Origin of the sequence: Acinetobacter gyllenbergii (assembly GCF_001682515.1) — a bacterium.
Classification (GTDB): Bacteria; Pseudomonadota; Gammaproteobacteria; order Pseudomonadales; family Moraxellaceae; genus Acinetobacter; species Acinetobacter gyllenbergii.
On record NZ_KV575261.1, the window covers coordinates 461,087 to 479,691 of the forward strand.

General features: G+C 40.7%; 17 protein-coding genes and 1 pseudogene. 9 read left to right on the forward strand and 9 right to left on the reverse strand.

All coding sequences use genetic code 11. The features are described from left to right. The first annotated feature begins 146 nt into the window (after positions 1–146). The 3 genes from NG55_RS02415 (at position 147) to NG55_RS02425 (ending at position 1,736) form a co-directional block, all read left to right on the forward strand. Entirely contained in the window at positions 147–758 is a 612-nt protein-coding gene (locus NG55_RS02415; RefSeq protein ID WP_016539775.1) for a septal ring lytic transglycosylase RlpA family protein, read from the forward strand. Between the two features lie 135 nt (positions 759–893). After that, positions 894–1,346, forward strand: a complete 453-nt coding sequence (locus NG55_RS02420) for an Mpo1 family 2-hydroxy fatty acid dioxygenase (protein ID WP_004654035.1) — start codon at positions 894–896, stop codon at positions 1,344–1,346. 51 nt (positions 1,347–1,397) lie between these two features. Then, the gene (locus NG55_RS02425; RefSeq protein ID WP_228704140.1) at positions 1,398–1,736 is read left to right on the forward strand and encodes a hypothetical protein; all 339 of its coding nucleotides are present in this window, start codon (positions 1,398–1,400) and stop codon (positions 1,734–1,736) included. 102 nt (positions 1,737–1,838) lie between these two features. On the opposite strand, the gene NG55_RS02430 is transcribed toward NG55_RS02425, so the two are convergent. Both NG55_RS02430 and sthA read right to left on the reverse strand, forming a co-directional pair. Continuing rightward, entirely contained in the window at positions 1,839–2,312 is a 474-nt protein-coding gene (locus NG55_RS02430; RefSeq protein WP_065342210.1) for a DUF3465 domain-containing protein, read from the reverse strand. A gap of 79 nt (positions 2,313–2,391) precedes the next feature. Next, complete coding sequence (gene sthA, locus NG55_RS02435) at positions 2,392–3,807, reverse strand: Si-specific NAD(P)(+) transhydrogenase (protein WP_004654041.1); 1,416 nt, start codon at positions 3,805–3,807, stop codon at positions 2,392–2,394. 189 nt (positions 3,808–3,996) lie between these two features. On the opposite strand from sthA, the gene lipA reads away from it, so the two are divergent. Further along, a complete protein-coding gene (gene lipA / locus NG55_RS02440; protein ID WP_016539771.1) occupies positions 3,997–5,010 on the forward strand; it encodes a lipoyl synthase in 1,014 nt (337 codons plus the stop codon). A 60-nt stretch (positions 5,011–5,070) separates the two neighbouring features. Here lipA and NG55_RS02445 read toward each other — a convergent pair whose 3' ends face one another. From NG55_RS02445 to hrpA, 3 genes are all read right to left on the reverse strand, one after another. After that, the gene (locus tag NG55_RS02445) at positions 5,071–5,697 is read right to left on the reverse strand and encodes a hypothetical protein (RefSeq protein ID WP_065342211.1); all 627 of its coding nucleotides are present in this window, start codon (positions 5,695–5,697) and stop codon (positions 5,071–5,073) included. Positions 5,698–5,759: 62 nt separating this feature from the next. Next, positions 5,760–6,866, reverse strand: coding sequence for a beta-ketoacyl-ACP synthase III (locus tag NG55_RS02450; RefSeq protein ID WP_004654045.1), 1,107 nt, complete (start codon positions 6,864–6,866; stop codon positions 5,760–5,762). A 45-nt stretch (positions 6,867–6,911) separates the two neighbouring features. After that, the gene (gene hrpA, locus NG55_RS02455; RefSeq protein WP_065342212.1) at positions 6,912–10,847 is read right to left on the reverse strand and encodes an ATP-dependent RNA helicase HrpA; all 3,936 of its coding nucleotides are present in this window, start codon (positions 10,845–10,847) and stop codon (positions 6,912–6,914) included. Positions 10,848–11,324: 477 nt separating this feature from the next. Between hrpA and ahpC the strand changes: the two genes are divergently transcribed. Together ahpC and NG55_RS02465 are read left to right on the forward strand one after the other, a co-directional pair. Further along, positions 11,325–11,888, forward strand: coding sequence for an alkyl hydroperoxide reductase subunit C (ahpC, locus tag NG55_RS02460; RefSeq protein WP_016539767.1), 564 nt, complete (start codon positions 11,325–11,327; stop codon positions 11,886–11,888). Positions 11,889–12,142: 254 nt separating this feature from the next. Beyond that, entirely contained in the window at positions 12,143–12,352 is a 210-nt protein-coding gene (locus NG55_RS02465) for a KTSC domain-containing protein (protein WP_003652651.1), read from the forward strand. A gap of 53 nt (positions 12,353–12,405) precedes the next feature. Here the strand turns inward: NG55_RS02465 and NG55_RS02470 are convergent, their stop codons facing one another. Further along, complete coding sequence (locus NG55_RS02470; protein WP_065342213.1) at positions 12,406–13,599, reverse strand: alkane 1-monooxygenase; 1,194 nt, start codon at positions 13,597–13,599, stop codon at positions 12,406–12,408. Positions 13,600–13,721: 122 nt separating this feature from the next. Between NG55_RS02470 and NG55_RS02475 the strand changes: the two genes are divergently transcribed. After that, positions 13,722–14,771, forward strand: coding sequence for a helix-turn-helix domain-containing protein (locus NG55_RS02475; RefSeq protein ID WP_065342214.1), 1,050 nt, complete (start codon positions 13,722–13,724; stop codon positions 14,769–14,771). Here NG55_RS02475 and NG55_RS02480 read toward each other — a convergent pair. Beyond that, the gene (locus NG55_RS02480; protein WP_016539764.1) at positions 14,748–15,335 is read right to left on the reverse strand and encodes an O-methyltransferase; all 588 of its coding nucleotides are present in this window, start codon (positions 15,333–15,335) and stop codon (positions 14,748–14,750) included. The genes NG55_RS02475 and NG55_RS02480 overlap by 24 nt on opposite strands. Positions 15,336–15,376: 41 nt before the next feature. Further along, a complete protein-coding gene (locus NG55_RS02485; protein ID WP_023270230.1) occupies positions 15,377–15,595 on the reverse strand; it encodes a DUF1653 domain-containing protein in 219 nt (72 codons plus the stop codon). 231 nt (positions 15,596–15,826) lie between these two features. On the opposite strand from NG55_RS02485, the pseudogene ahpF reads away from it, so the two are divergent. Together ahpF and NG55_RS02495 are read left to right on the forward strand one after the other, a co-directional pair. Beyond that, positions 15,827–17,402 (forward strand): annotated as a pseudogene (gene ahpF, locus NG55_RS02490) (alkyl hydroperoxide reductase subunit F). Between the two features lie 157 nt (positions 17,403–17,559). Next, positions 17,560–17,904, forward strand: coding sequence for a hypothetical protein (locus tag NG55_RS02495; protein WP_016542191.1), 345 nt, complete (start codon positions 17,560–17,562; stop codon positions 17,902–17,904). A 53-nt stretch (positions 17,905–17,957) separates the two neighbouring features. On the opposite strand, the gene NG55_RS02500 is transcribed toward NG55_RS02495, so the two are convergent. Next, positions 17,958–18,569: a glutathione binding-like protein gene (locus NG55_RS02500; RefSeq protein WP_016542190.1), complete on the reverse strand. Its 612-nt coding sequence runs from the start codon at positions 18,567–18,569 to the stop codon at positions 17,958–17,960. Positions 18,570–18,605 lie beyond the last annotated feature (36 nt).

Below are 18,605 nucleotides of genomic sequence, written 5' to 3' on the forward strand. Positions count from 1 at the left end.
TCGTTAAAGACTAGACACACTTCGTAAGCGATGAATATTATCGCCGCAAGATAAAGTAATTGCAAAAGTGAATAATTAGACATGTGCACTATATTTCAAGGTGTTTTTATTGAAATAGAAAAGCATGTTCTCTAGGAGTTTATACAATGCAGTTTTCGCTAAAATATATTCTAGCGCTGACGGCAGGCTTAAGTTTAAGCCCGTTACATGCTGAAATGGTACAGTCTTCATCATTAACCAATGATGTGGAAGGTTCTAATTTGGCTGCCCGCGTTCTAAGCAAAGATTCTCAAAATTTTAATTCTCGTTTCTCTAACGTTAATAGTCTTTCAATCACTGAGAGTTCAGGTGACAAAGTCCGTCGCCAAACGATTGCTGCTAAGATCGATATCCCTGAAGAAGAGCCTTCAGTGATTGAAAAACTGAATACTGTTGCTTCGAACACCGTTCGTAAATTCAGCCAAAGTGGTGTTGCGTCATGGTATGGTCGTCAATTCCATGGCCGTAAAACAGCAAGTGGTGAAACATTCGATATGAATGCAATGACTGCTGCACACCGTAGCCTTCCTTTGAACTGTTATATCCGTGTAACAAACAAAGACAATGGTAAAAGTGTTGTTGTAAAAGTTAACGATCGTGGTCCTTTCCATGGTAACCGTGTATTAGACTTATCTTATGGTGCTGCAAAGCAACTGGGTATGTCTAGCGCAGGTACAGGTAATGTGAGCATTGAACGTGTTGATGGTCCTAATTCTTAATCATTAAGACCACAACTAAAAAGCCGCTTATGCGGCTTTTTTTATTTTCATCTATTACATTTGTTAATACTTTACGCCCTATCCTATTCTTCGGTATATTGAATCAATAAAAATGAATACTGCAAGGAGTGTGCTGTGAAATCGATTGACGAATGGTTTGACGAATATAGTGACAGTCACCAAAACCAAACCAACAAAAAAATCCATTGGGTCTGTGTGCCTGCCATTCTCTTTTCAATCATTGGTATTCTGGCGCACTTTAGCACCTTACTCACCGCACTATTGCTGGTTTTAACTTTAGTTTTTTATGCCCGTTTAGACATCGTACTTGCGATTGCAATGGCTGCTTTATTAGCCGTCATGGCGTGGCTGATTGTGATTTTACCTGTCGGCGTCGGATTCTATATTGGCGTATTTGTGATTGCATGGATCGGGCAGTTTTATGGGCACAAAGTTGAAGGTAAGAAGCCGTCATTCTTTAAAGACTTACAATTCCTTCTGATTGGCCCAGTATGGTGCATGGACGCTTATTTAGCTAAAGTCCTACCTAAATGGAAACTTCGTCAAAAATCAGCGATTACAAGCTAATTTAGCGCATATCTTGCAACAAATCTCTGAATATTCAGGAATAGGATTTAAATGTCATATCAATTTGTAGGTTTTTTTGCATTAACCGAGCAAATGAAAAGCCCCTTTTATCCTATTGACGGGACTACTTGGAAAGATATCAAAGATCCATTCCATGGCATTGGGATAAAGCTATCCCCATCAATTAAAACGCCATCATCACCAGATGACATAAAAGCTCTTTTTAGCGCGATGAATATCAATCATGTTAGACAATGGCTTTTTATTGAATATGTGTGTTTTGGCGGCTCAATTGACTATATTTATGCACTTATTATCAAAAATGGTGAAATATATGGTCCAATTGAAGAGTCAGCACTGAAAATGTTGAGAGAGTTTATATCGATTTAATGAATGAATTTGGCATCTCAGAGAAAGATGCCCTTCAATTTAAACCATTTGATCGAAATTTCTGGGATGAATAAATAATTCTTTCTCCTTAACCCTCTTATATTATTGGTACATTTTTCCTTGATATTTCAGCCACCCATCAATATGTTTTCCACGCGGATCATGATGGGTCCAATGAATCACCCCACCTTTTTGGCTATATTCATATTCACCAAAAAACTCCACTATCTCACCCTTTTTCAGCCCTTCGATTCTTGGGGCCAAATCAATATTGTGTGCGATCAATACGGTTAAACCATTCTCCAGTTTAAGAATCATTTTCTGATGTCTTGAACCTTCATTGTCATCTGGCAAAATGGCTTTTACAATACCCTGCGCTTGTACCTGCACATTACTTCGCTGCTGCTGATAAGCTTGCATAATCTTGTTTTGATCATCGGCAGCAACAGCATTACTTGCACTGGGTATAGAGGAAGAATTACTGGTATTTTGTTTTTGCTTAAAATCCAGACCAAAATAAGCTGCCGCTAAAACAACAATAGCAACCAGAATCAGATTATTTTTTTGAGTTTTCATAGTGACCTGTTATCAAACACAAGATAGCAAAATGCCAATCAAATTGATTGGCATTTTGATCATACAACGTATCTAGCACTTAGAACAAACGATTCATACCATTCAACGCTGCAACGCGATAGGCTTCTGCCATGGTCGGATAGTTGAATGTGGTTTCAACAAAGTACTTCAAGGTATTGTTTGGACTGTGCATCACCACTTGCCCAATGTGAATAATCTCTGCGGCATTGTTACCAAAGCAGTGAATACCCAAAACTTCCAAAGTATCACGATGAAACAAGATCTTTAACTCACCAACAGTATCACCGGTAATCTGCGCGCGAGCCAAATGACGGAAAGAAGCTTGCCCTACTTCGTAAGGTACTTTCTCTTCTGTCAATTCCTGCTCAGTCTTACCAATTGAAGAAATCTCTGGAATGGTATAAATACCTGTTGGTACATCACGGATTGGCTTCACATTCTTTTCACCCACCATGTTTGCACCCGCGCAGCGACCTTGGTCATACGCCGCTGATGCCAATGATGGCCAACCAATCACATCACCTGCCGCATAAATATTTTCAGCTTCAGTTTGATATTGATCATTGACCATCAACTGACCACGACCATTCGGCACTAAGCCTACATTTTCCAAGCCTAGACCATCGGTATTACCTGAACGACCGTTACACCACAAAATCGCATCAGCTTTGATTTTCTTACCACTGAGTAAATGTAAGACCACATGATCATCAAAAGTTTCTAAACGATCAATTTGCTCATTATGACGAATCAATACACCTTGTTCACGCAGGTGATATGACAATGCATCGGCAATTTCGTCATCAAGGTAGCTTAAAAGCTTCTGCTGAGTGTTGATCAAATCAACTTTATGATCAAGCCCGATGAAAATAGATGCATATTCGCAACCAATTACACCCGCACCATAAATGATGATTTTTTGGATTGAATAATCAAGATCAAGAATTTTGTCTGAGTCAAATACGCGTGGATGATTAAAGTCTAAACCTTGGGGTTGGTATGGGCGACTACCGGTTGCAATCACGATTTGCTTGCAAATGATGGTGTCTTTAATGCCATCCTGACCAAAAATCAGCACAGTGTTTTTATCTTGGATATAGGCACGACCGTGAAAAACTTCAATTTTATTACGGTCATAAAAACGTGTATGTGTATCAACTTGCTGTTGAATCACTTTATGCGCATTACGCAACACCTGTTTCATGGTGAATTGTTTCCACTCACCGACTTTTTGAAACATTGGATCACGTTGATAACGAATAATACTTGAAACTGTTTGACGTAATGCTTTACTTGGAATTGTTCCTACGTGTGCACAGTTACCACCGAGTTGATCACGAACATCAACGATTGCAACACGTTTACCTGCTTTTGCAAGCTTCATTGCCGCGCCTTCGCCAGCTGGGCCAGAACCGAGAATTACTGCATCATACTTAACAATATTCCCACCAACGACCTCTTTCTTACGTGGCATTCAAAGCTCCTTTGTTTCTAACCGTTTTTGCTTTATATATGATAACCAATATGCAGCCAGATGATGTATTTCACAACTATATATTTTTATATATTTACATTTTCAAAATGAATACCACTTTTCATGCTTTATTACGGTAAATTTGACTATAATAACAGGATATCTCAAGTCAAAGGCTGTAGAACTTATATGTCTGAACACCGTAAACCTGAACAGGGTATAAAACTTCGTGGCGCGGAAAAAGTCGCAAGAATTCCTGTAAAAGTTATCCCTACGGTTGAAGTACCTCGCAAACCGGACTGGATTCGAGTCAAGATGACCGCTCCAGAAGAAGTTCAGCGTATTAAAACAACCTTGCGCTCGCAAAAACTGCATACTGTCTGTGAAGAAGCTGCTTGTCCTAACCTACCTGAATGTTTCGGTGGTGGTACAGCAACCTTTATGATCATGGGTGATATCTGTACCCGTCGCTGCCCTTTCTGTGACGTTGCACATGGTCGTCCAAATGCTTTAGATCCAGATGAACCACGCCATATGGCAGAGACGATTTCTAATCTCGGCCTCAAATATGCGGTAATTACCTCAGTTGACCGTGATGACCTTTTGGATGGCGGTGCTCAACACTTCGTTGATTGTATCAAAGAAGCACGTGCATTAAGCCCTAAAACTTTATTGGAAATTCTGGTTCCTGACTTCCGTGGTCGTATGGATATTGCCTTACGCATTATGACTGAATGTCCACCAGATGTGTTCAACCACAACATTGAAACTGTGCCGCGTTTGTATAAAGCGATGCGTCCAGGTTCTGATTATCAGCACTCTTTAACGCTGTTAAAAATGTTTAAAGAATACTGCCCTGATGTACCAACAAAATGTGGTTTGATGGTCGGTATCGGTGAAACAGAAGAAGAAGTGATCGCCCTGCTCGATGATCTTAGAGCACATGATGTTGACTACATTACTATTGGTCAATATCTACAGCCGTCTAAGCAACATGCACCAATCGATCGCTTTGTCACACCAGAAGAGTTTGAACGCTATGCTGAGCATGGTCGTAAACTTGGTTTTAGAAATATCTGGTCTGCGCCAATGGTTCGCTCAAGCTATTTTGCTGATCGCCAATACCATGGTGAACCTGTTCCAGCGGTACGCCGTAAAGTCGATCCTGCCAAGAAAATTGCAGTTCAGGCGATTGAAGCTTAATGTTGAGATGGGCGTACTTCGGTGCGCCCCTCGATTGTATTCTTAGCAAGTCATTGAGAATTAACACTCAATCCTAAAATCCTTTAAACTTTTTCCCTTTTCTTGCAACAGATGATAGACAAAATCAGTATCGAACTTAAGCATCAACTGGATTGCATCATGAATTTTCCAAAAATATAATTTAGGGTCATCCATCATTTTATCCAGATGCGTCTTTAATAAGGGAATATATTCCCTATATTGTTTCTTTTCGATCACCCAAAAAATACTATTAATTTCAAAAGGCGCAGTATTCGATTGCTCAATAATTTTTGCAACATAAGGAAAAATTTTCCCTCTCGCCAACTCACTTAAACCCGCATCCGACTTTTCTGCCCAATAACTGACAAATGCACTTAATACATGTTGCAAAGTATCATCATAACCCTGTAAGCGATGGTCTATCCAGCCACTCAATTGATTTGTATCAAATAAGTGTGTCAGTGCATTAAAGCCCTCATCCTGCCCCCAATGGGTTAACAGTTTAGCGGCATCAAAAACCACAACATCTTCTGTATGATGAAGCAGCTCAACAACCCGATCGATTCGATCTTGAGAAATATCTACCAAGTCCAATTCTTCAGCAGCACATGCATAATCTGCGTGATCAGGAATATCCGTTAATAAAGCCAAAATTTCTTGATTCATCAATCTTCCTAATACAAAAAAGGAGCAAATTCTTGCTCCTTAATTTTGATTATGCTAAACACTTAAGCAATATGCTTTTGTACCACAATCGAACCAACAGAATAGCCAGCACCGAATGAAGAAATCACCGCATATTCGCCGTTATTCACTTGCTCACCAGTACGATGCATTGCAATAATCACGCCAGCAGACGAGGTATTGGCAAACTCATCTAAAATGATCGGTGCACGCTCTAAATCAGCTTCTTTACCCACAACCAATTTCAAAATCAGTTCATTCATATTGGCATTGGCTTGATGCAACCAGAAACGCTTGATTTGTTCAGCGCTTAACTCCAGTTTTTCCAATTGTGCTGTAATGATTTTAGCAACTAAAGGACAAACTTCTTTAAAGACTTTACGACCGTCTTGACGGAATAACTTGTCGTCAACCACTGCATCTTCGCTACGGTTTAAGAAACCAAAATTGTTACGGATATTATTTGAGAACTGAGTAAACAAATGGATATCTAAGATCTCATAACCCGACTTAGTTTCAGTTTCTTCAATAATTGATGCAGTCGCAACATCACCAAAGATAAAGTGTGCATCACGAGTACGGTAATCTAAATGACCCGATGTAATTTCAACATTGAGTAATAACACACGGCGCGCGCCACATTTCACGGCATCATAGGCTTGCTTCAAACCAAATGTTGCAGCAGAACATGCCACGTTCATGTCATAAGCATAACCTTGGATACCCAAAGCAGACTGGATTTCAATCGCAACTGCAGGATAGGCACGTTGCATATTTGAACACGCCAAAATCACCACATCGATATCTTCTGCAGTCACGCCTGCATTTTCCATCGCTTGTTTTGCAGCAATCACGCCCCACTCTGCTTGAAGTGACAATTCATCATTGCTGCGCTCTTGCAAACGCGGACGTAAACGGGTTGGATCAAGAATACCCGATTTTTCGACCACATAACGGCGTTGGATACCCGATGCTTTTTCGATAAATTCAGGGCTTGAGCCACGAAGTGCTTCAATTTCGCCCGCTTCAATTTGCGCTGCGTGATCTTGGTTATACTGTTCTACATAAGCATTTAAACTTTCAACCAACTCTTCATTGGAAATAGATTCGGTTGGGTGAAATAACCCAGTACCTGTTATACGGATGCCCATGTAAAACTCCTGTAAAGAATGCTTCTAACTTTCATATTTCTCAGTTTAACCGATTGCTAATCGATCCCATAGTTTTTGTAATCTAGTTGGTGAAATAGGCAGCTTTGTTTTCATCGGTTGAGAAAACAAGGAAATTCTCAGTTCTTCCAACATCAAATACAGTTCTTTGATTTTAGGATCGTTTCTAAATTTAAATACTTTGTCCATCCATGGATCGACATCATCAATTGCAGCAAGGTCTCGTTGTAGATTATTGGGCAAACGATCTAAACGCAATAGCAGCGCTTTCAAATAACGCGGGTATTCCTGCCAAATTTCGGGTGATTGGCTATAAACAAAGTTGGCTAATGACATTAAATCAAGTTGATCTTCTATGTCATCGACACTTCGGCCAAAAATACTCTGATCCAAGACCAATAGTTCACGGCGAATCTGCTGCCATTGAGTAAATATTTCAGTTAAATCAGTTAATGTCTGTTGACCATTTGCTAAAAATTGCTTTTTAGTTTCAGTCAGTAACTGCTGAAACTCAGTGGCATTTTTAGGCAGTTCTTGAATCGAAATCTGTAAGGTTGCATAGACCAGCATTTGCTCCAGCTTGGCACGATCACCCAGCGGTGAATAGGCCAGAGCTAAAGGCTTGGAAATCTGTTTTTTCAATTGACGGATTAAATCCCCCAATTGCATATGTACCAGACGGATTACCCCTTCACGATGCTGCTTAATCGCTTCATCCTGATCATTAAAGGTTTGAATCACCACGCCCGCTTCATCTTTGGCTTCAAGCTCAGCAAATCGCTTGGTAGGAACCAAAGCCTGATATTGCTTGACGATCACGCCCGTCACTTTTTGCGATGCTTCAAATACAAAGTTTTCAGGGAAGGTCTGGAACTCACCGGCTTGCTGTTTCACTGGACGATGAGTTTCAACACGACAACGTGCTTTTAACTCATCTAAGTCACGACCTTGGGCAATCAGTTTACCTTTTTCATCCAATACCTTAATAAAAGGCACCAGATATTGATCAATTCTCTCGAAAGAAAAGTCTTTTTCCGTAATCTGTTCACCACGTAACGCAAAGGCTAAATAATTAAATAGATGCTCACGTAAATGCACCGCATCAATGCCTTGCATCAACTTTTTCGCGGTATCTGGAATCGGAACCAGATTACGACGTTTATCTTTAGGAAGAGCTTTGAGCAAAGCTTCAATTAAATCTTGTCGCCACCCAGGAATTCCCCAAGACCATTGCTTTTCATCGACTTGCGGTAAAGCCTGCACAGGGATTTTAACCGTTGCCCCATCTTCATCATGACTTGGATCAAAACGATAGCTTGCAGCCAAACGTAACTGACCATTATGTAAATAATCAGGGAATTGTTGCGTGGTGGGACGATCATTCATCCACAAAGCATCATCTTCAACGAACAAGTAGCGTGGATTGTCTGTTTCTACTGTTGCGCGCCAATCTTCAAAGCTACGACGACTGGCAATTTCCTCTGGCACTTTCTCGGCATAGAACTGGTAAATGGTTTCCTCATCGACCACTAAATCGCGGCGACGCAACTTATCTTCTACCCGTTCAACTTCTTCGAGTTTCAGTAGGTTGTGCTTTAAAAACGGCGGTGTAACACCTAAATTACCCGTGGTCAGAGCATCACGTAAGAAGATTTCATGTGCCGCAGCTTGATCCACTTTCTCAAAATTAATCATTCGCTTTGGCTCGATGATTAAACCGAATAGTGATATTTGTGCATAGGCATTTACAATACCCGCTTTTTTCGACCAGTGTGGCTCGAAATAGTGGTACTTCAATAAATCACGAGCTGCCAACAGAATCCATTCAGGATCAATTTTGGCTAAAGTCCGTAAATACACCTGAGAAGTTTCCACCATCTCAAAGGCCATGACCCAAGCGGTATTGGTCTTGTGTAAGGTACTGGCTGGGAACACTTTGGCTTTCTGCTGACGCACCGCCATAAAAGTATTACGTTCATCTGTTTTATTGGCAATAAATGAAAGTAGCCCGGTTAAAAGTGCACGGTGCAGGTTTTCGTAATTCGCACCTTTTTCATTAAAACTCAGCTTTAAACCTTCTGCCAGTTCCACTAACTGCTGATGGGTTTGCTTCCATTCCCGCAGACGTAACCAACTTAAAAAATGTTGGCGCGCAAATTGTCGGCGCTTGTTTTCGGTTTGTGTATCAGGACTGGTTTGTATCGTATTCCAAAGCTTCAGATAGAATAAAAAGTCTGAATCTGCTTCCTTGAATAAGGCATGCTTTTGATCGGCCTGCATTTGTTTATCAGCTGGACGTTCACGCGGATCTTGAATCGCCAAGGCACTGACAATAATCAGTGTTTCTTTAAGTACACCAAAGTGCGCACCACCAATCAGCATTCGAGCCAGTCGTGGATCAATCGGCATACGCGCCATCATTTGACCGACTTTGGTTAGTCCTCCACTAGCTTTTCTTTTGCCCTCATCCCAACCTTCTCCCACTGGGAGAAGGAGTTCTCCTCTCTCTTTGGGAGAGGAGTTAGAGGAGAGGGATGATAATGCACCCAACTCAATCAAGAGTTTGCGACCGTCATTGACCAAACGGAAATCAGGCGGCTCAATAAAGTCAAAATCTTCCAAACTACCTAAACCTAAACTTTGCATCTGTAAAATTACAGAAGCCAAGTTGGTTCGTTTAATCTCAGGTTCAGTAAACTCTGGACGACTTAAAAAATCTTCTTCACTGTATAGCCGAATACAGACACCTGCAGCAATACGACCACAGCGCCCCTTACGCTGATTGGCTGCTGCCTGTGAAATCGCTTCAATTGGTAAGCGCTGTACCCGCGAACGGTAGTTATAACGTGAAATACGAGCAAAACCACTATCAATCACATAGCGAATATTGGGCACCGTCAACGCCGTTTCCGCCACGTTGGTCGCAATAATAATACGTCGCCCTTTGCCACTCGGACTAAAAATCTTTTGCTGTTCAGCCAGCGCCAAACGTGCATATAAAGGTAAAACCTCAGTATGACGAGGACCAAACTTCTGCAAAGTTTCCTGTAACTCACGAATTTCTTGTTCAGTACTGGCAAAAATCAAAATATCGGCATGTTCAGGATGACCGCGGCTTTCTGCATCAGCAAAACATTCTTCGACTGCCTGTACCACAGCACGTGGTAGATTTTCTTCAAAGTCATCGAACTCATCATCATCACTACCGACAATACTCATCTCGGAGATGGGACGATAACGCACTTCCACGGGGAAGCTTCGCCCTTCCACTTCGAAGATCGGTGCATCATTGAAATATTGACTGAAACGATTTACATCTAAAGTTGCTGAGGTCACGATCACTTTTAAATCAGGGCGCTTTGGCAAAAGCTGCTTGAGATAGCCCATGATGAAATCAATATTGAGTGAGCGTTCATGCGCTTCATCAATAATGATGGTGTCATATTTTGATAAAAAACGGTCGTTGGTGAGCTCTGCCAACAAAATACCATCGGTCATCAAACGGACGATAGAATCTTGCGAACCTTGCTCATTAAAACGAACCTTGAAACCAATGGCATCACCTAGCTTCTGTCCCACTTCTTCCGCAATACGTTGTGAAACACTCCGTGCAGCCAATCGACGGGGCTGAGTATGACCGATCATGCCTGTGAGTCCACGACCTGCCAGCATGGCAATTTGTGGAAGCTGTGTGGTTTTACCAGAACCCGTTTCACCAGCAACAATAATCACCTGATGCTTTTGAATCGCCTCAATTAAACGATCTGCATATTGGGTAACAGGCAAGTCTTGATTGAGCTTGATTTGCGGAATACGGGCTAAACGTTGTTTGACTTTATGGTTAGACTGTTCAAATAGTTTTTCAATTTCTGCTGTTTCTGTTTTCTTATCCTTGCGCAGTCGATTTAAACGGTGACGGTCACGTGCCATAACCCATTGATCTACATTTAAATGACTCTGCACTGAACAGCTTTCCTGAATATAAAAAGAATCGGCTATTTTACGCCTTAAAATCTTGCTATGCAAAGAAAGCTTTTCAAATGCTTTGCATTAGCTCCGATTAATCATTTTTAGATGCTTAGCGCTGCTCAGTATTATTGAGTCGTGTTAATGAGTCTCGCAATGCAGAAAATTTAATCGTATATCTCCGTTTTTTATATAATTTTAGATTTTTTCAATTTTACCCTTGAATTTTGATGGCGTAGACTTCATGTTGTTATGCACATTAGTTCTGGATCTTTTGTCATGTTTGCTTCATCTCGATGCAGTCAAATAGGACAGATATTCTTGGGTGAAAGTCGTTTTTATTGAGTTATTCAATTTTCCGATTCTAGTCATGTAAAAATACTATTTCCCCAATAACTAAAAATTATTTATTCTTGACCTCGTAAACAAGTAAGGCGTTAGCCTCTCAATAAAACCTCAATCATGGAGACAATGATGAGCTTAATTAATACTGAAGTTAAACCATTTAAAGCGACTGCGTACCACAACGGTCAATTTGTTGACGTATCTGAAGCAGATCTTAAAGGCAAATGGTCTGTTGTATTCTTCTACCCAGCTGACTTCACATTCGTATGTCCAACTGAGTTAGGCGACCTTGCTGACAACTATGCTGAATTCCAAAAATTAGGCGTTGAAATCTATGGCGTATCTACTGATACTCACTTCACGCACAAAGCTTGGCACGACACTTCAGAAGTGATTGGTAAAATCCAATACCCATTGATCGGTGACCCAACTTGGACACTTTCTAAAAACTTCGAGGTATTAATCGAAGCTGCTGGTCTTGCTGACCGTGGTACTTTCGTAATCGATCCAGAAGGCAAAATCCAAATCGTTGAAATCAACGCTGGTGGTATCGGCCGTGATGCATCTGAACTTCTTCGTAAAGTTAAAGCTGCTCAATATGTTCACGCTCACCCAGGTGAAGTTTGCCCAGCTAAATGGAAAGAAGGCGAAGCTACACTTGCTCCATCTATCGACTTAGTTGGTAAAATCTAATTCTTTAGATTAGACCAATCGGTTTGAAACCACCCTTTTTTAGGGTGGTTTTTTTATTGATTATTTTTATCAATCCAAGTCCTATTCCACACCGAAAATTTATAGCTAATTTTTTACAATTCTTATACTTATAAATTTATAGCCAGCTTCATTTATGAATTGTCAGACTGCCCCAGTTGGAGTACTGTCAAATTATGAAACAAAAGAGTTTTTAGATATGTACTAAAAGATCAAACAAAAATAGGAGTCGTTATATGGAAAAATCTGTTGTTGTAACCTCTTGGAAATATGATGTTTCTTCACGCTATTTAAAAATTTTTTATAGCAATGGCTCAGGTGAGCTTTATCATCCCGTTCCAGAGTTTATCTACAATAATTTACTTCGCACCAATGATAAAACAGCCTTTGTGCATAAATATCTTGAGTTTGATCTGCATTTTAAACGACTCTGTATTTCGGCTTAGAAAATAAAAAAATCAGCCCGTTGGGCTGATTTTCAATGAATCTAACTTTAACGTTAAGCCACATCTTGCTGTTTAGCATATTTCTCTAACATCTTCTGCTTGGCTTCAGGATAGACATTGATCCTGTCCAAGTTGCCTTTATAGTGCTGTACAACTCGATCATCCATAATTTTTGACCACCACGATGGAATAAATGCTGGCAAAATCATCGCACCATAACCAGCAGGGAGTTGTGGTGCATCTTCAAAATGTCGCAAAGTTTGGAAGCTTCGGGTTGGATTAGCATGATGATCCGAATGACGTTGCAACTGATATAAGAACAGATTGGTTACCACATTATTATTGTTCCAGCTATGTTCTGGTAGCGTTCGCTCATACTGACCATTGTCTTTCTTTGCACGCTTCAAACCATAATGTTCAATATAATTCACCGACTCAAACAAAGTGATCGCATAGGCCGCTTGCGTGACTTGGAACGGTACTGAGCGCAGACCAAACTTCGTAAACATGGCAGCATGGTATGCAGCAGACATCGCCCAGCCATGAATCAACTCATTCTCCTTACAGAAGAAAGGCAGCTTTTTACGTTCTAAACGATTCTTTTCAATTTCAATTGCAGATTTAAAGCTACCAATCACAGTACGTGGCAAAAACTTCCAGAAAGTCTCGCCAAATTGTGAAGAGGCAGGATCTTCTGGTGTCGCAACACGACGATGGTGCCCATATGGGTGTTCAATGCGGAAATGGTTATAACCTGACGGCGCCAAAGCCAAATGCGAAAGATAATGCTCTAAGCGCCCTGTCTTATGGCTGAGTTCATGTGCAGTATTAATTGCAATACCATTGACCATGCCTACCAAAGTTCCTAGTAAAACTTGATCCGCGACGGGTGTATCTTTACGACTGGCTAAATAGGCCCCATAAATATTGGTCGCGTATTGTAATGGTATAAAAAGCTTCACAATACGAGCGTAATACGGATCGGCTTCTAAATCTGCGATTGCATCTAATGGTGGGTTTTCGGTGTCTTCGCCAATCAATTTATCTAATGTTGGGATCACACCATGAATAAATAATGGCCCAAATGAAGCGAAGAACTTTTTCGTTTTTTTAGGACCAAATTGATAGCCCGCCAAGCCCCCCATTGCAATGGTTGGTACAGCCAAACCCAATAGCCATAAGTGACGTTTTTTATCCTTAAATGTTGTTGTCGCTTGCTCGACATCCAGTTGAGTATGCATATTCATTAGAAACTCCTCAATCAAACACAAAATGTTTTGCTTGAACTGATTGTGTTCCTTCATCGCCCCTCTATATTATCATTTTAAGACTTGATATTATCATTTTAAGACTTTACTGAGTTTTTCTTGTGCAAAAGCAACAGATCCCTGTTATTCCATCACGTTATTATTTACGACTGATTGAAATTTTAATCGGTACGCATCAATACGATAATGATTTATTGATAGCAGTACAGCAAGAATTAGCAAAAACAGAATTATTATCGATTCAACAAATTGAGCAATTCATAGAAATTGGTTTAAGCCTGCCCAATACCCGAGACTTGGCCTTTGAACTGGGTAAAAATATAAAGCTCAGCTCACACAGTCTCGTCGGCTATGCACTGATGACCAGCCCAAATCTAGAACATGCACTTAGGCTGATTGCACAATATTTTAGACTGATTATGCCGAGTTTTAAGCTGAGTATTCAGTTTCCATCAGACTCACAAAAAGTTGAACTGTTATTTGAACCAATTTTGCAGATGAATAAGCAGTGTTTGGCCTTTCATATTGAAGCGATTGCCGTAGCGTTCTACTACAGTCTATTAGAATTGGCAGGTCAGCAATTACAACGCTACCAAGTCTATTTAAGTATTCCAGAGCCAAGCTATCAAGAACGTTATTTAGCCTTGGTGAAAGCCAATTTTCACTTTAACTATACTTGGCTTTCAGGTATCCGTGTGGTGATTGATCAGCAACAATTGGCACTACCCTTACCTTTGGCAGATGCACATAGTTTAAAAATAGTTGAACAACGCTGTCAGGAACAAATCCAGAAAATCTACCATCAAGGCGAAATTGTGGAATGGGTCAGCATGATGTTGCGACAAGCCAATCAAGTCCCAACCCTCATGGAATGTGCCAAAGTATTAAATATTTCCACCAAAACCTTGCAACGCTATTTGCAGCAACAAGGCGTTGAATTTCAAGCTTTAAAACAGCAGATCAGCACTGAGCGTGCCATTGATTTATTAGAAAATTCTAGCTTTACCATTACTGCTATTGCCTATGAATTAGGCTATTCCAATCCAGCCAATTTCACCCGCGCATTTAATAAAGTTCAGGGTTGTAGTCCGCAGGCTTATCGGCAAGCACATCTTCATAAAATCAACTTATTTCAAGACCACCATACATAAGCCAGCGCCGACAGGTAAGATCGTACTCATATAGTCTTCATCATCTTTGATCAGTTCAAGAAATTCCTTCACCTCTGCGGCATGGGAAATCACATTATCAACAATTAAAGTGCTACCTGAAGATTGCAATAAACGCTTTAAGTCTTCCCAATACCCAGCATAACTACCACGCTCAGCATCGAGTAATATCAAATCGAAAGGTTCAGTCGCTTGGGCCAGATAATCTGCTGCATCACCCACCCAAAAATCAATCAAAGCCTCTAAGCCAAATTCCTCAGCATACTTTCTTGCTTGTGCGCTACGAAAAGCATTAATTTCTAAGGTTTGCACCGCCCCAGCAACTGCTTTTGCAGCTTCTGCCAGCCAAAGTGTTGAATAACCTGTCGAGGTACCAATTTCTAAAATCCGTTTTGAGCGTTGGCTACGAACTAGCATTGCCAGCAGTTTGGCAGACTCTGCTTCAATATTTCGATAGCGTCTTAAACGATCAGACTGTCGAGCATCGTGTTGTTTAAACTCATCATATAAATCAGAAATACGTTGTAAAAATACCGTGCTGGTCATGTCTGATCCCCTCAAACAGGCTGTTTAAAAGCTAAATGAATTTAAGTTGGTTGTATCAATTTAAAACGCGGCAGGACTTGCCCATCTTCAAGCTGAACGGTTTCGCTAAACATTGTCAATGGGCGTACCCACATCGAATAATCCCCATATAAGCATTGGTAGACCACCAACTGTTCTTCTGTTTCACTATGACGAGCCACGTTAAAGACTTGATATAGCTGTCCTTTATAATGCTGATAGATGCCACGTTGTAAAGTCATGTTCGTTACCCTTTATTTATGCCACGAAATGATTGCAGTTATATAACAACTTTGATTGTACTCAAATTTTTACTGAAAGATATGTTCAAAAAAGTGACAAAACCAGTAAAAATTCAAAAAACCGATCAAACTCATAAAAACATACTGTTTTACCTATTCAGCGCTTTTGCGTACTATAGCCTCATTGAATGAATTTAGCTGATTTGAAAGCCTTAGTCTTTGGAGAAATACATGTTAGATCAAAATATTAAAACTCAATTAAAAGCTTACTTAGAACGTTTAGAAAGTCCAATCGAGTTGGTTGCTGCTTTAGATGAATCAGACAAAGCTGCAAAAATCAAAGAACTCGTGACTGAAATTGCTGAACTTTCTGACCAAGTTACGGCGCGTTTTGACGGTTCAAACGCTCGCCGTCCTAGTTTCGGTGTGGCCAAAGCAGGTGAACAACCACGGGTGTTCTTTGCTGGCTTACCGATGGGACATGAGTTTACTTCTTTGATCTTGGCATTATTACAAGTGTCTGGTTATGCGCCTAAAGTGTCTGATGAAGTACTCACTCAGATCAAAGGTCTCAACTTAAGCGCAAACTTTGATGTGTTTGTATCTTTAAGCTGCCACAACTGTCCAGATGTCGTACAAGCTTTAAACTTAATTGCGATCAACAATCCAAATACCACAGCAACCATGATTGATGGTGCCTTCTTCCAAGACGAAGTTGAAGAACGCAAAATCTTGGCAGTACCAATGGTGTTTCAAGACAACCAGCATATTGGTCAAGGTCGTATGACTTTGGAAGAAATCGTAGCCAAACTGGATAGCAATTCAGCTGAGAAAGATGCCGCCGCAATCAATGCCAAAGATGCATTTGATGTATTGGTGATTGGCGGTGGTCCTGCAGGTGGTACTGCTGCAATCTATGCAGCACGTAAAGGGATTAAAACTGGGATCGTCGCTGAACGCTTTGGCGGTCAGGTCATGGACACCATGGACATTGAGAACTTCACGACCGTTCAAAAAACCCTAGGCCCACAGTTTGCTCAAGACATGGAAGCACATGTGCGTGAGTACGGTGTGGACATTATGAACCTGCAACGTGTCAGCAAGATCACTGGTGCAGATCAAACAGCCAATGGTCTGGTTGAGGTTGAACTGGAGAATGGTGCCAAACTTGAATCGAAAACCATTATTCTGTCTACAGGTGCGCGTTGGAGAGAAATGAATGTACCGGGTGAAGCAGAATACCGTACTCGTGGTGTAGCCTACTGCCCACACTGTGATGGTCCATTATTCAAAGGCAAACGTGTTGCCGTGATTGGTGGTGGTAACTCGGGTGTAGAAGCAGCGATTGACCTTGCAGGCATTGTAGAGCATGTAACTTTGGTTGAGTTTGATACCAAACTTCGTGCTGACCAAGTGTTGCAAGACAAATTAAATAGCTTACCGAATACCACTGTGATCTTGAATGCACTCAGTACCGAAGTCGTGGGTGATGGCGCTCAAGTAACGGCCTTGAAATACAAAGACCGCGCCACTGATGTTGAACACACAGTAGAACTTGCAGGGATCTTTGTACAGATTGGTTTATTACCAAACACAGATTTCTTGAAGAATAGTGCGGTTGAACTGAGTAATCGTGGTGAGATCGTGATTAATGATCGTAATGAAACCAATGTCAAAGGTGTCTTTGCCGCAGGTGACTGTACTACAGTGCCATATAAGCAAATCATCATTGCCACAGGTGAAGGCGCGAAGGCGCGAAAGCATCTCGCTGTCTGCTTTTGATTATATGATCCGTTCTGGCGTTTAAACTCATCCGCCAACATGTGCACGCACTTACATTTTCCGATGTAAGTGCGTGTTTTTACAAGTTATCAACAAATATTCAACTTTATTATTCATCAAGTTTATGTTTATATTTTCGGTATCCATTCCTATTGGATGCCACAAAGAAAAGGAAATAGACAATGAATAAATTACTTGTTGCTTTAGGTCTTGCTGCTACTGTTGCGCTTGTAGGCTGTAATAAAGATAAAGCACCTGAAACTGGTGCAACTACAGGTGAGCATTTAGAACATGCCGCTAGCCAAGTTGGTGCTGATGTTCAAAATGCTGCTGATTCTGCTGCTAACAATGTTGCAACTGCTGTAGATACAGCGGGTGATCAAATTGATGCTGCTGCTGATCACACTGCGACTGCAACTGCTGAAGCTGCTGCAAAAACTGAAGCTGCTGCACGTGATGCAACTGCTAAAGTTGCTGGTGCTGTAGAGTCAACTGCTGCTGATGTGAAAGAAAAAGCTCAACAATAATTGAGTTGAAATAAAAAAGCCTCTATCAACAGAGGCTTTTTTATTGATTTGAATTAACTTAACAAACCTTCATCACGCATCGCAATTTGTACCGACTGACGTTCAGCCACTTTGTTACGCAATGCGATAATGTTGATATAAGGGGTTAAATCATGTTCGATATGGTTGGACCAATTGGTGAGAACAAATAAATACGCATCCGCAGGACCAAAGTTGTCATCAACTAAATAATCACAATCGGATTCAGCTAAATAGTTGTCGATATATTTAAGCAAACGATCAACTTCTGCATAAGCTTTGGCTTTCTCATCATCAGTGAGCTTACCACCAAAGAACACTGAATAAGCGTCATGCAGTTCTGAGTTCAAATAGCCTAACCATTCAAGGACTTTAGCACGCCCCATCCCCGATGGTGGGATTAAATCCTGTTTTGGGTCATGCTGCGCCAAAAACGGTAAAATCGCTACATTCTCAGTTAAAATTAAACCTGGATTAATTTCCAATGCAGGGACATAGCCCTTTGGATTAATCTCGTAATAATCTGCACCTTTTGAAGTTTTATGTGTTTTTAGATCAACTCGTTCTAAATCAAAATCAACGTTTATTTCATTTAAAATAATATGGGCAGCCAATGAGCAAGCACCAGGGGAATAATACAACTTCATAATTGATCCTTGTTATCTAACAACTTATGCTCTAGG

Bases quoted from the DNA above. Each gene is read 5' to 3' on its own strand.
- NG55_RS02430 (WP_065342210.1), bottom strand. From the start codon at position 2,312: ATGAAAACTCAAAAAAATAATCTGATTCTGGTTGCTATTGTTGTTTTA.
- NG55_RS02450 (WP_004654045.1), bottom strand. From the start codon at position 6,866: ATGGGCATCCGTATAACAGGTACTGGGTTATTTCACCCAACCGAATCT.
- NG55_RS02465 (WP_003652651.1), top strand. From the start codon at position 12,143: ATGGAAAAATCTGTTGTTGTAACCTCTTGGAAATATGATGTTTCTTCA.
- NG55_RS02500 (WP_016542190.1), bottom strand. From the start codon at position 18,569: ATGAAGTTGTATTATTCCCCTGGTGCTTGCTCATTGGCTGCCCATATT.
- ahpC (WP_016539767.1), top strand. From the start codon at position 11,325: ATGAGCTTAATTAATACTGAAGTTAAACCATTTAAAGCGACTGCGTAC.
- NG55_RS02480 (WP_016539764.1), bottom strand. From the start codon at position 15,335: ATGACCAGCACGGTATTTTTACAACGTATTTCTGATTTATATGATGAG.
- NG55_RS02425 (WP_228704140.1), top strand. From the start codon at position 1,398: ATGTCATATCAATTTGTAGGTTTTTTTGCATTAACCGAGCAAATGAAA.
- lipA (WP_016539771.1), top strand. From the start codon at position 3,997: ATGTCTGAACACCGTAAACCTGAACAGGGTATAAAACTTCGTGGCGCG.
- NG55_RS02445 (WP_065342211.1), bottom strand. From the start codon at position 5,697: ATGAATCAAGAAATTTTGGCTTTATTAACGGATATTCCTGATCACGCA.
- NG55_RS02470 (WP_065342213.1), bottom strand. From the start codon at position 13,599: ATGAATATGCATACTCAACTGGATGTCGAGCAAGCGACAACAACATTT.
- sthA (WP_004654041.1), bottom strand. From the start codon at position 3,807: ATGCCACGTAAGAAAGAGGTCGTTGGTGGGAATATTGTTAAGTATGAT.
- NG55_RS02485 (WP_023270230.1), bottom strand. From the start codon at position 15,595: ATGACTTTACAACGTGGCATCTATCAGCATTATAAAGGACAGCTATAT.
- NG55_RS02415 (WP_016539775.1), top strand. From the start codon at position 147: ATGCAGTTTTCGCTAAAATATATTCTAGCGCTGACGGCAGGCTTAAGT.
- NG55_RS02495 (WP_016542191.1), top strand. From the start codon at position 17,560: ATGAATAAATTACTTGTTGCTTTAGGTCTTGCTGCTACTGTTGCGCTT.